The 14,480-nt window shown below is 41.0% G+C and carries 7 protein-coding genes; 1 reads left to right on the top strand and 6 read right to left on the bottom strand.

Going from position 1 to position 14,480, the window contains the following annotated elements; genetic code table 11:
* From GVN22_RS25735 to GVN22_RS25715, 5 genes are all read right to left on the bottom strand, one after another.
* Positions 1-4,886: Ig-like domain-containing protein (locus tag GVN22_RS25735; protein ID WP_166553882.1), on the bottom strand; the 4,886-nt coding region annotated here is incomplete at its 3' end.
* 246 nt (positions 4,887-5,132) lie between these two features.
* The gene (locus GVN22_RS25730; protein ID WP_166553881.1) at positions 5,133-6,578 is read right to left on the bottom strand and encodes a CshA/CshB family fibrillar adhesin-related protein; all 1,446 of its coding nucleotides are present in this window, start codon (positions 6,576-6,578) and stop codon (positions 5,133-5,135) included.
* A gap of 48 nt (positions 6,579-6,626) precedes the next feature.
* On the bottom strand, positions 6,627-7,394 hold the full coding sequence (locus tag GVN22_RS25725; RefSeq protein ID WP_166553880.1) for a hypothetical protein: 768 nt from the start codon (positions 7,392-7,394) through the stop codon (positions 6,627-6,629).
* A 12-nt stretch (positions 7,395-7,406) separates the two neighbouring features.
* A complete protein-coding gene (locus GVN22_RS25720; RefSeq protein ID WP_166553879.1) occupies positions 7,407-9,374 on the bottom strand; it encodes an SMP-30/gluconolactonase/LRE family protein in 1,968 nt (655 codons plus the stop codon).
* 52 nt (positions 9,375-9,426) lie between these two features.
* Positions 9,427-11,283 (bottom strand): hypothetical protein, encoded by a 1,857-nt coding sequence (locus GVN22_RS25715; protein WP_166553878.1) that lies wholly within the window; start codon positions 11,281-11,283, stop codon positions 9,427-9,429.
* A gap of 40 nt (positions 11,284-11,323) precedes the next feature.
* Between GVN22_RS25715 and GVN22_RS25710 the strand changes: the two genes are divergently transcribed.
* Positions 11,324-11,722 carry a hypothetical protein gene (locus tag GVN22_RS25710; RefSeq protein WP_166553877.1) on the top strand — a complete coding sequence of 133 codons (399 nt, stop codon included), beginning with the start codon at positions 11,324-11,326 and terminating at the stop codon, positions 11,720-11,722.
* Positions 11,723-13,024: 1,302 nt separating this feature from the next.
* Here GVN22_RS25710 and GVN22_RS25705 read toward each other — a convergent pair.
* Entirely contained in the window at positions 13,025-14,245 is a 1,221-nt protein-coding gene (locus GVN22_RS25705; RefSeq protein ID WP_166553876.1) for a sugar MFS transporter, read from the bottom strand.
* Positions 14,246-14,480: the final 235 nt, after the last annotated feature.

Here is a 14,480-nt window from a genome sequence, read left to right as displayed (position 1 = left end):
CCATTCACACAAGCACCATAATACGTAGTCGTTGTCGTTGGACTTACTGTAGAACTTGCTAATGCTGTCCCTGTCAAACCTGAATCGGTGTACCATGATAGAGTACCCGTAGCACAAGTAGCACTTAACATACTACTCGAACCTGAACAAATCGCACTTGGACTAGCTGAAGCACCAGTTGGTGCCAACGGCGTTGCTGTCACTGTTACTGTAACACTACTTGCTGGACTTTTACAAATACCATTCACACAAGCACCATAATACGTAGTCGTTGTCGTTGGACTTACTGTAGAACTTGCTAATGCTGTCCCTGTCAAACCTGAATCGGTGTACCATGATAAAGTACCCGTAGCACAAGTAGCACTTAACACACTACTTGAACCTGAACAAATCGCACTTGGACTAGCTGAAGCATCAGTTGGTGCCAACGGCGTTGCTGTCACTGTTACTGTAACACTACTCGCTGGACTTTGACAAACGCTATTCACACAAGCACCATAATACGTAGTCGTTGTCGTTGGAGTTACAAGCGTTGAAGATAACACACTTGTCAAGGTTGCATCGCTGTACCATGTTAAAATCCCACTGCTACAAGCAGCTGATAGCGTTGAACTACCTCCTGTACAAATATTAGAGGCACTCGCTACTGCCCCTGTAGGGCTCGATAACACAGGACAACCTATTGATACCATCACCAAAGCCGTATCGCAGGCACTTGTCTGATTTTTAGCACATAAGGTATAAATAAAAGAATCTGTTCCCACATAACCTGCTGTTGGTGTATAACTAATACTTCCATCAGTATTGACGCTTGTTGATCCATGCGCAGGATTAGTACTTACCGTTGGTAATCCTACATTTGTCAACGTAGCAGCAGCGCCACTATTGCTATCATTAGCTAATACAGGAATACTCACTGCCGTATTTAGGAGTGTTGTTGCAACGTCATAATTAGCCTCTACACATTCATTAATAACAATATTTAGAGATGCTGTAGGACTATAACAATCATCAGTAGTTGTAAGTGTTCCCTTATTATCTTCAAATGCCATATAATATTTACCTGCTCCAACCGACAAATTTGTCAATTTGTTGGCAACTGTAGCAGGAGTTCCACTATGAAATGTAGCTGTCACTCCCGCAGGTATGGTAAGTGGGGTATGGTTTGTCAAATCAACCGTAGTAGAAGGACAAACGTTTGTAAAGGTGTATATTACCTCTTGAGCAACAGTTACAGTCACCAAGGCTGTATCACATACACTCGTTTGTGTTTTATCACATAAAGTATAGATAAATGTATCAGTACCCAAATATCCAGAAGTAGGTGTATAAGTAATACTTCCATCAGCATTGACACTTGTTGATCCATGCGCAGGATTAGTACTTACCGTTGGTAAACTTACATTCGTCAGCGTAGCCGCTACTCCGTTGCGGGTGTCATTGCCTAAAACAGGAATACTCACAGCTGTATTTTGAAGCGTATTTACCACGTTAGGATTGGCCAAAATACACGCATTGATAGTAACCGTCACCGCGCTACTTGCTACACTGTAACAACCTGTACTACTCTTGGCATATAAATAATACGTCCCTGCTCCGACGCTGCTGGCATTACTTACCAAAGTACCCGCAACAGGGTTGATGGCTGCCGTATGCCATTCATACGTAATACCAGCTACTGCGGCAGGTTGTAAGCTTATTAATGTAGCCGTCGTTGAAGGGCATACATTGTTCTTCGTTAAAGAAGTTGGTACAGGAGCTGATGGTAACGAATTAACAGTAACCGTCACTAAAGAAGCGGGGCTTTTACATGTACCACTCACACAAGCTGCATAATATGTAGTGGTTGCACTCGGACTAACACTCGTCGATGATAACACACTCGTTAGTGCCATATCGCTGTACCATGTTAGAGTACCACCGCTGCACGCATTAGCCGACAACGTTGAGCTTCCGCCAATGCAAATACTAGCTGCACTGGCAACAGCTCCCGTTGGAATTGATAAAACAGGGCAACCTACCGAAATCGTCACTAAAGCTGTATCACAAACACTCGTCTGAGTTTTATCACATAGCGTATAAATAAACGTATCTGTTCCTACATAACCAGAAGTAGGCGTATAAGTAATACTTCCATCCGCATTTATACTCGTTGTGCCATGCGCAGGATTTGTACTTACCGTTGGTAAACCCACGTTTGTCAAGGTTGCTGGTACACCACTGTTAGTATCATTAGCTAATACAGGGATACTCACCGCCGAATTAGCAGTAGTGGTAGCCGTATTTGGATTAGCAACAATAGACACACAATTATTAACAACAAGGGTTACTTCACTTGTCGGACCATAACAGTCATTTGATGCTGTATAAAAAGACGCATAATAAGTCCCTGCAGTTAATGCAGTTACACTATTCAATTTATTAGCAGTAGTGGCGGGTGTACCTGAGTGCCAAGTTAAGATAGCATTTGCTGGGGTATTTGAAGCCGTTATCGTGCTCAAATCTACCGTAGTTGCTGGACAAGTGTTAGATTTAGTTGTAGCTGATAAAATTGGAGCTATGGTACTACAGCAAAATGCATCTTGTTGCGTTTTATCTTGACTCGTCCCTATTCCTTGTCCACTTGCGGTAGCAATGGTTGGTACACCATTCGCATCAACTGTATTGCCAAGGTTTTGCGTTACAGGAAATGATACTGTACCTGTATAGCTAGTGCCACTATTACCACCAGGCATCGTAGAAGTAAATAAATTACTCGATTTAAATGTACCTGCTCCTTCAATAGCGTCTGGGCAACCGTCACCATCTGAATCTAAATCAAGACGATTCACAATACCATCGTTATCCGTATCAAACTCTGTACAACCCGTATTACCCACATAAGTGAGCTGTGAAAGACCTCCATAGTCTAGGCTAATACCCCCACTTACACCACGAATTCTATATTTGGTATAGTAAGCTATATTACTTGATATATCAATAGCCTGTGAAGAGAATAGTGTATCTGATATACTAACATAAGATGTGCCATTCCAGCCTTGCACTACATACTGCCCTAGTCCTGTGACATTATTATTATCTGTTAAAATCAAATCTAAACCTGATATGTTAATATCAGTTAGTTTGGTGGGCAACGGAAAGCTAAGTTCAAGAATAGTAGCCCCAACAGCATTGTCATACTCGAAAGTAACAGGATTATTTCCTGTTAAAAGGTCACTAAGAGGGGAGTAGTTCAATAAACTGGTACTCAAAGTAACAGAAGAGTAAGCAGGAAATATACAGCCCTTTTCTATATCATCTAAAATACCATCATTGTCATTGTCTAAATCTTTAAAATCTTTTATTCCATCACCATCGCTATCTAAGCAGCGGGTCTCCACTGTTGCAATTACTTTTTTTGCTGGTCCATAACAGTTATTTGTAGCATCATAAAATGAAGCATAATAACTACCTGCCGGCAATGCCGTTACATTACTTAACTGATTAGCCGCACTAATCGGAGTTGCGCTATGCCAAGTAAGTGTAGTACCCACAGGAGTATTGCTCACCGTGATTCCACTTAAGTCTACAGTTATAGCAGGACATATATTTTCTTTAGTGGTATCCGAGAGTGCAGGAACCGTAACACCTGCTAGGCAAGACGTACCTGCTGGCTGTATTGCACATAGGTTCATAGGACTAACACCTGGATCTACTTGGGTAAAAGTATAACGTGTTATATTTGTTCGATTCATCCAAATGCTACCATACCCAGATGATCCCGCTCCCGTAGCCCAAAGTGTCCCATCGTTTTTATATATATAAGAAAATGATTCACCTGCCATAATGTCTTTTACATTAGAGGCAACTAAAACAGGAGTTAAGGCAGGGGTTGTCATTCCTGTGCCCGCTGATCCTACTATTCCGCCCCAAGCATAAACATCTCCTGTTGTGGAAAGAGCTAAAAGGGTATAACCATCGTTGCAAGCTGAAATAGCTTTGATGCTTACCCCAGGCGGGATAAGTGCTTTTACAGGCACACTAGGAGAGGGATTCCTAGTGCCATCACCTAGGCCGTCTCCTACATTAAGAGAGGGCGTACCCATACCCCAAACGGTACCATCTGACTTAAGGGCATAGAAAACATAGTTATTTGCTTTAATATCAACGACATTGGTAAGAGAGGGAATTAATGTTGGTGTTGAAGTAGGCGAAAGAACGGAGAATCCACCGGTGGTATCACCAGCGATATATTTAACTGTACCATCGCTCAATAAAAAAACCGTGTATGCATATAGGCTATATCCTCCAGCAGCCACTCTCACACAGTTATTTATACCCGTAACTTGATGAGGCGTAGCACTTGAAGTTGCAGTTTGGTAAACGCCATCGTTACCTAAAACCCAAGCTGTACCATCATTTTTTACATAAGCTAAATGGACGGCCCCTGCATCTACAAACTTTACATCAGTTGCATACTGAGTAGGGGTTGCTCCTGCTACCATATAAGAAGTTCCGCCTGGTATGCTATAAGGTGCGCGTCCCCAAGCCCACAGAGTATTATCATTTTTGATAGCACCCATGATATAACCTGTCGAATAATACTTTACATTGCTAAGAATATCTACAGGAGTAATGGTACCATTCCCATAAGTATTACCATTGCCCAACTGCCAATACTGGTTGGCACCCCAACCCTTGAGCACACCATTACAGGTTGTATAGCCAGAATAAGAGCCTACTGTATAATTTACAGGCGTATAACCAGCGTTACCGCCAAAGCCATCGCCCACCATGCTATTTTGTGCCTGGCTACTTGGCATTGTACTCAATAAAACCAATAGCACCAGTATGGCGCGAACTAGTAGCTGAGTACATTTTTTAAAATTTTGGAGACTAATTTTCATATTTTCATGAAATTATTTTGAAATCATTGTAACTACTTTTACAAGGAACTGTATATTTCTCAATCAACTTAGCACCATTAAAACTACATAAAGCCACTTCGGCTAGCTCAAGGATTAATATTGAAATAACCATAGTAAAGGTTCGGATAAACCACCGACCATACAGTAAATTCGGTATTGGGTAGATATTATTCATAAAAAAATTAGTAAAGTGATTAAAGCTGATGATATTAAAAAATAGACTATTTATTGGCGTGGCACTGGTGCTACACTTCCTGAGTTACAGCAATCGCTAATCACAGCCGTTACTCCACTTGTTGGGCTATAACAATTACCTCCTGCCGCGTAAAAAGCCGCATAATAAGTCCCTCCAGCTAGTGCCGTTATGCTACTCAATTTGTTGGCTGTTGTGACAGGTGTACCCGAGTGCCAAGTTAAAACATTGTCCGTTTGTGTATTTAATACTGTTACTGTACTCAAGTCTATTGTTGTGACTGGACAAATGTTAGATATAGCCGTAACAGATAGAGTTGGGGGCACAGTACTACATGTACATATTTTCAAAGTACTAACAATGGCATACTGATTGTAGGAGGAAACATAATTTATAGTTCCATTATCCACCGCTGTTTCTACCACATCGGGCAGGCCATTAGCTCCTACGGCTGTGGTAAATTGAAAATTGGTCATTTTGTCTGACGTAGCTCCTGCCTCAAAAGCATCTGAGCACCCATCATTATCAGAGTCTAAATCTAAATCATTCGTAATACCGTCTCCATCCGTATCGCATACCAAATACAACCCAAAAGCAAAAGCGGACACCCCTCCCCCTGTTACATCAAAATCGACAATAGTGGCATTGCGGGTGTACGAAAAATTATTCCCACTTGTGGTGGCAACATACGTAAGGGTATCCGTATTTTGACCAGTAATGGTCGGGGTTCCCCGAAAATCAGAAATTCTAAATGGCTCTCCGTTTACGGTGATGAATCTAACATATTCAAGAGGTGGGGCACTAGCTTCGGCATCGGTTACTACGATATCAAGTGGCCAAGGATTTCCGTTTTTGGTTGCCGTAAAAGTTAATCGCCCTTTGATATCCGCACCGTCCGCTCCTTGAAATGCCTCTTTGTTTCCAGCGGTGTTGTACATCTGGTGAGAATACGACCCAGACCATGTATTCATGTCGGTAGGTCTATATTCTCCTCCCACTTTTACAATATTTGAAAAAGTAGCAGTAACTGTTACTCCATCGGGCAAAACAAATGTTTGTGAATCCTTGTTGTGTATGCCATCAGTAAATACGGCATCTGTCCAGTTGAAAAAATAAAACTTATCCTGCTTCGTACCATTACCCGACACCGAATTAGCTACCAGTGGTTGGTCACAATACCTTTCTGTTTCGTCAGGTATGCCATCGTTATCATCATCAATATCTACTTCATCAGAAACCCCATCTCCGTCAAAATCAGCAAGTACAAGCATCCGATTCAATTTATTGACAGTGGTAGATGAAGCCATCACGGGTGAAGCTACTTTGGGTTTAGGAGAAACTGACAAAGTAGGTATAATGCCACCTGCAAACCCCTGAATAGCCAGATTTAGCAGTGCACGAGTCGTAAAACCCATCAATACAAACAGCACTATCGAAAGGGTTCGAATCACACTCCGACCCTTCAGTATATTCAGCATTGTATAGATATTGTTCATCGTAAAATTATTATTAGACGTTTATTTTCTCTAATAGCGTGGCACTGGGGCTACACTTCCTGCTTTACAGCAATCAATGACTGTACCCGTTAGGCCACTGGTTGGGCTGTAACAATCGCCAGACGCATCATAAAAAGCGGCGTAATAAGTCCCTGCAAGCAAGGCTGTCACACTGCTCAACTTATTGGCTGTCGTGGCTGGAGTACCCGAGTGCCACGTTATTACCGTACCTGAGGGTAAATTACTAGCCGTAATCGTACTCAGGTCAATGGTAGTAGCAGGGCACATATTGGTAGTTGTAGTCAGTGATAGCGTTGGAGCCTCTGTGCCTGCATTACATAACACAAAAACATAATATGGGGTAGTGCTAAGATCACAGGTACCGTTGTTATATTTTAAAGTAAACAGCCCTCCTGTACTGGTGGTATAGCTGGCATTATTTGCTCCAGGAATATTTACACCACCATTCGCCCACTGATAGCCTGTACCACCACCATTGTTTACTTGACCATCGAGGGTCACGGAGCCTCCTCCATTTACCAAAACAAAATAGTCTGACTCGACAACGGCACAACTTACGGGGTCTTCTATGTAAGTAGCATTATAAGTACCTACCACATTGGCTCTGAATGTGGTAGCGATAGAATCTACTACCAACACCCCATCTTTATACCATTTGATACTCGTTGCTGCCGTTGGCAGAGATAACCTCACAGGCCCACTACCCGAAAACTGCTGCCCTAACGAAGCAAAGCTCATTAGAAGGCCTATTATTAATATGTATAGTTTTCTGTTCATGATTATCACTGTTTAGTTTTCTGGATAAGGATTATTGTCATCACATTGTCCGCTCATAAGTTCGTTTACAAACACCCCTGTTTCTCTCATGCCATCTATGCTACCTAAGGTTACTCCAGTACTAAATATGTATGACCCTTTTCCATCAATTCGGGTTACCATATAAACTTTGCCCGAAGCATCCAAGGTCAAAGCCCGTTTAATTCTTCTTGCAGCGTTTCCAGTATAAGTAGCATCATGATCAGCTTGTATGTAAAAACTCCCATCTGGATTCAAGTAGGCGACTTGCTGAAAGAGTGTTTTAAAATCATATTCGGGGCGAGACCGACGCCATCCTCCTTGTAAACCCGCATCGCCCGAGAGGGTGGTAGAAACTTGCTGGTTGGCTTTCCAAGTAAAGAAAGGATTATTCCCATTTTCATAGACTCCTTCATTCGTCAAAATCATCCCTTTGCCTGACTGCGGGTCGAAGCGTGGAGGCCCTGACGACCAATCCGATGCGTATTGAGTTATAGGAACATAATCAATGATGGTCGTACTACTTTGGGGTTTGGTTACCTCCACCACCGTATTGAGCAGGTAGTCGTAGGTGTATAGAGTACCATCGGTTGTCAATAGGTCAATAAAGAATTTTGACCTGGTAGTTCCGCTAGACCAATGAACGTTTACGTTCCAATATTTTTTCACCTTTTTACCTGCAGGTAGAGGAATTTTTTTTGCTAAGGTGTTACTAAAGGCCGTAGTATTGCCAACCAAGTTTAGACTGTAAACACTGAAAGCATAGGTATCACCATCACTCCCTTCCAACAGCACAGCTCTATCAGTGGGGCTACTACCAGAGTTTGTATTTACAGTCATCCCATGCGAATAAAGACCCATGGGATTGTGCTCTATCATTTTTGAATACAGAAAACCAGCTACCGCCCCCGTAGGATTAGGAATTTGTTTCCACGAAGTAGTATAAGCCGTAGATGACGTACCCAACCAAGTACACGCATATAAACGCCCCGCACTATCAAGCGCCATTACCCCATATCCTCCTATATCAGTGATTGGCTCAATATCTTTCCACTTACTACCCGAAGGCGAGGCAGGAAACTGACGAATCACTAAACGACTATCAGTCACATAAAAGGTAGTCATGTCAATACTGTTTGACCTAAGGTTACCGGATCCTGCATTCCCTACAAACGTAAGATTCGTAGGGGAGGAATAATATATCGGACTGCTACCCGAACCGCCACTTACATCATTTTGGCGTTCTATTGCGTAGATATTTCCGTTTTTGCCCAACAAAAAAGCTTTATATTCTACTTCATTCAGAGACGATCCCCCTTGATTCTTATTACTTCTACATGTCATCAACTTGCTTATTTTGCCTGGTTGGTTTTGTAGTTTCGTAAAGGTGAGAGTCTTTGAATTCGACTCATAATCATTTTGACGTGGTAGCCCTTCTAACACGCCATTCCAACCATAAACATCTCCGTCGAGTGTAAGTCCCCATTGAATACTTATTTGCTTAAATCGAAGGTTGGTGGGGCACACTGCCGCAATTTGAGGCGCAGAGGCATCTACCGTTCGTTGAAATGTACAGCTCTGCGTTCCACTTGTTAAAGTAAAGGTCGTTACCTCTGCATTGATAGGTTTGCCCGAGGCTGTCAGTACAATACTCTGAGAACCTATACCCGTAAACGACCCCTTAGCTTTAAAAGAGACTCCGTTTGCTGTGGTAGAAAAGTCATAGGTTCCTACCTTACCCACATTGACTACAATCGTTTGGGTAACTCCCGCCCCAATCATCGTCCCTGAGTTTAGAGTTCCCGAAGAGTTAGAAGAACAGTTGACAAAGGAAGTGACGACCGCCGAGCAATTGGCGCAACTCCCTCCTAAAGAAACGTTGGTTTGAGCCCAACTCATTAGGGGAAGTAGTAGTACCAGCAATCCGATACTCCAACCTTTAATATATTTGATAGATTTCATATCCATTATTTTTTTGTTACTATAACTTATTTATGGTCATTATCGCCTTTATTTACGGTTCGGGATACGGGTTGTTGTCGTCATATTTCCCATTCATCAATTCAGTTACATACATACCCGTTTCTCCGTCATAAAAACCAGGCTCATGAACACCAGTATAATGCATATAATTAAAATCGGTACGTATTACCCAGTAAGCCTTACCCGTAGCATCCAGCATTAAGGCTCTTCTCTGCGTACGCATATTCCCTTCTATGTAGGAAAGTCCGCCTATCCAGTCGCCACCAATATTGGTATAAGCTATTTGTTGAAATAGCGTACCATAATCATTCTCAGGCCGTGGTGCTCGCCAATTTCCCGCCAATGAAGGCGCAGGAGTTGGGGTTCGATAGAACTGCATGTTAACTTTCCATGAAAATAGAGGAAGACGGTTATCGCCAGAGGGTGAGGGGGCAGTGGTAGGACCACGCTCATAAACTCCTTCGTTTGTCACCGCAACGTTATCCCAAATATCAATAAATTGGGTCGTTGGTTTCGGTTTAGTCACTTCGGTAATGGCATTGGTAGAATAGGTGTAATCATACAACGAACCATCCGTAGTAATTAAATACCCCTTAGATTCTGGCGAAACACTCTCCTGATAAAAACGATACGTACGAAGCACCTTCCCCGCAGGCAAAGGTATTTTTTTAAAGGGAGTTGCCGAGAAAGCCGTTGCATGGGCTACCGAGGTAATATTATCTTTTCTAAATACATAGTAGGCTCCATCATTACCTTCTGCCACAAATGTCCTCAAGTACGCATTCCCAAATCCTGTTCGTTGATTCACGTCGGTATCCACAAACTTAACGTACTGAAAGGCGGCAGTAGAGCCCGTCGGTTTGGGCAGTTCTTTCCAACTGGTGTTATGACCGCCAACACCCTGAGTCGCTGTTGCGGCAAACATCCTTCCCGCTGCATCAATCCCTAACAAAGCGTACGTTTGGCTACCAGCAAAAATATTGGGTTCGGAAAGGGGAGCAATGTCTTTCCATGCTTGCCCCGAAGGAGACGCTGGAAATCTCCGAATCACCATTTTTCGCTCACCTTGCATCCCTCCAATGTAGTTGGCACCAGTACGAAACACCCCCGAACCAGCATCACCAATCAACGTAAGATTGACGGGCGAAACGTACCAGTTCTGATAGTAACTTCCAAGGACATTAGCGGTATGGGGTTCTATGGTATAGATTTGTCCATCCACGCCCACCATAAATACATTAACGACCGAAAATCCAACAGAACCTAGATCATGAAGCGCACATGAAATCTTAGCGATTTTCCCAGGTTGGTTTTGTACCTTAGTAAGAGTCATTGACTTAGTGATAGTTTCAGAGGGAGTACCAAGGGTTTTTCCTTCCAAAGCACCATTCCATCCATATACATCTCCATCAAGAGTGAGTCCCCACTGGATTCCGAGTTGCTTAAAGCGTAGATTAGTAGGGCCAAAAGAAGCAATTTTAGAACCTGATGCTCCCACCACCCGCGTAAACGTACAGCTTACCGTACCATAACTGAGGTTAAATGTGGTGGTTTCGGCTACGATGGGTACTCCTGTGGCCGTCAGGGTAACGTTTTGGTTACCTGTGGTTGTAAATGTCCCTGAGGCACTAAAGGTAATGCCGTTGGCTGTAGTGGTAAGCGTATAGTTACCCGTTTTGCTTACCGTAGCCTGTACGGTTTGGGTAACACCCACTCCGATAGGAGTTCCTTCTTGTAAAGTTCCCGCTGAAGCTACCGCACAGCTAAGAGCTGTAATGGTAGCTGGACAATCTTTGCAAGCAGGCGATATAGCTACGGTCGTTTGCGACCATACCCCTACATTTACCCACAGGCAGAGTATCCAAAGTGTAAATAATCTTGTTTTCATATTTATTTACTTTATTTTATGAGGTAAATTCAATTGATTTATGGTTGTTACAGAATGGGGACTCCCTGCGCTGCAATGCTCAATGAGCGTAACCATTATTAGTTGTCGTAGTTCCAGCTCCCAACAATCCCCAATAGTAATTTTGCACAGTATCCAAGTGAGCGTAGTACCAGTGGATAAATTTGAAGCCATGATGGTAGTTAAATGGGTCGTGATGAAAGGGTACGTATTGATTTTGGTAAGAACCAACAAGGTTGGGGCGCTGATACCTGTATCACAAGTAATACGGCTTCTAAATGTGCCACAAACGTTATTGACCATGATAGCTCCTATTCAATTCTTTCCTCCTTCCGATTTAGGCGTTCCTGCTTCTGAAATCCCTCCTTCTAGGCAAAAATTAGGCTGGACATTACAGGCAAAATACTTAAGCGATTATTAGCCTTAACTAAACAATTAACTATAAAGAAAATGCTCATACCACCAAAAAAAATATAATTAGTTTTCTAACCTAAAACTGATAGTGGGTAAAACGAACTTTTATTTTACCCACTTATCTATTGTTGAATAATATGTAGCAATGAAGCAGTATAGATACATTATGAAGATACTATCAATAGAAGGCTTTCATTACTACTTAGGCGAACGCGTTCGTCATATTCGAATATGACTAAGATATTATATATAGTAGTTGAGTAACATTTTTATAAATAAGCTGTATGATATAAATCCATAGAATTGCCAATAAAATTGAAACGAAACTATCTTGTTTGCGTCACCAGTGTCTTACAAAATTTGTAAGATATCAATGATCTCATCTAATCTTAACAAATAATGCGCCATCGCATCCAACTAATATTCATTTATTAGCAATCAACAACGAACGACACGAAAACTACAATGAAACCCTTGATTTAATGAACGAACGTGTTTGTACGTCATAAAAATTTAAAGATATGAGCACCCAAAATAGGGCTACCCAAGCTAGACTTGAGATAAGTTTTTGGGGAGATTCAACAACCTTTCAAAACCAATATAATTAGGGCTAGCAATTATATTGTATGTATTAGGCAATGCTCATGTAGGAGTTACAACAAATCAAAAGTATAAAAACTTATAACCGTTGAGGAGAGTTGATATTTTGAAGAGAAAACATATCACCAACCGTACAGTGGATGAGATGGAGCTTACAAAAGAGTTCTAGCTGAAATTAGTAGCTATGTGTATCAGTGAGAAGTAGAATTAAATAATGGACTCAGTATATGTTTAAAAATTTTCTTTGGCATTTGTAGAAAAAAAACAAAATTTCCTTTCGCCACACCTTACTTTTCTTCACTAGGCGTGCCCCACTAGGCGTGCCCGTCTAACACAAGAAAAGTAACCGCAGCGGCGGCCGCAAAATAAAGTCAAGAAATCCTAATCGGAGTGGCGACCCACCTCGCCTGCGGCTCAAACAACAGGATTTCAGAAAAACAAATACATACTTTTACATTTTCAATGACTTATGAAATTTAAACATACTCTCATCAAACTGGGGCGTATGTATTGATGATGTAACTATTTTAGGAAAAAATAACTATGTAAAAAAATTACAGTAGATCATCCCGAATTTTTGAATTGAGAATAATCGATTACTCTTTAAATTAAAAATCATTCATGTTTAAAACAGTTTAGAAATCGAATCAAGCATCTAGTACAAGACTAGGCTTCGAACTAGATACTTGATTACTTTCGATCTATTTTTCTACCAATTAGCTTTTTTATGTCCCCAAGTTGCATAATAAGCAATATATAAATACAAAGGAAGCAATAGTCCGTAAGCTGATTGTGCACCTATTGTGTCTGCCAATTTACCATATACCAATGGTAGAATAGCTCCTCCTGCAATCATCATTACTAATAATGCCGAACCTAGTTTGGTGTATTTACCCAATCCATTAATAGCTAATGGCCAAATCGCAGGCCACATAATAGCATTCGATAAACCTAATAAGGCAATACTCAATACAGAAGTATATCCTGTAGTAAACAATGCCACAAGTGTAATCACTATACCTAATAAAGATGATAATTTTAACCATGTTTGTTGTGAAACATATTTGGGAATTAATACAATTCCTAATACATAACCTACCAACATAGACCATAAAGTGAATTGCCCAAAGTCTTTAGCTTCCGATTCTGGAAAACCTAGTGAAATACCGTAACTAATAATCGTATCTCCTGAAATTACTTCAAGTCCTACGTAGCAAAACAACGTTACTAAGCCTAAAACCAAATTCGGGAAAGCCCAAATACTTGTTTTTTCACTTTTCTCCGAAGTATCCCCCTCTTGCTCTTCACTTACCTCTGGTAAGCCTTTTGAAAGCATAATCAAAATAGCAAGTACAATCAACACTCCTGTCAAAATCAAATAAGGCACTGTTACTTTATCCAATTCTGTTTCGCTCGATACAGCAACGCTTACAGTGCTACTTGCCAATAACAAGCCTCCCAAAAGTTTCTGACTCAAAATACCTGCTATCTTGTTGGCAATACCCATGATACTTATTCGTTGTGCAGCGCTTTCGCGGTCGCCCAAAATTGTCACATAAGGATTTGAAGCCGTTTGCAATAATGTCAATCCAATCCCTATTACAAATAAGCCCACCAAGAAAAGCACGTAAGAAGCCATTTTAGCAGCAGGAACGAAAGTTAATGTACCTATTGCCATCACTCCCAAACCAACAGCCATACCTTTTTTGAAACCAATTTTTTTCAAAATTTCTGACGAAGGTATCGCCATGACTGTATAAGAAATAAAGAAGGCAAAGGTTACAAGTAAAGAGCTTGTATTGTCAAGATTAAATGCTTTCTTGAAAAAAGCGATTAGGGTACCATTTACCCACGTGACAAAACCAAATACGAAAAATAATACCCCAATGATAATCAACGGGCCTAAGTAATTTTGTTTTTTGTTGTTCATAGTTTGTACAAGAAAATTGGATATAACGTAATATATTACCGAAAAATATCAATTTATATTAGTAAATAAAATATAACAGAATGATACTCATCCTATTTGTCACTATTTAAAGGTATTTATCAACCAAATAAAAGTTGGCACTTTCAGTAAAATATTATGCAATATACTGATTTTCAGAACAAATCAACATCATTAATCTTATTTTGCAGTAAATACTAATAAATATTATATTTAA

The organism is Cellulophaga sp. BC115SP, from assembly GCF_009905545.1.
Taxonomy (GTDB): domain Bacteria; phylum Bacteroidota; class Bacteroidia; order Cytophagales; family Spirosomataceae; genus Flectobacillus; species Flectobacillus rivi.
This window is presented reverse-complemented; position numbering and strand designations above follow the sequence as displayed.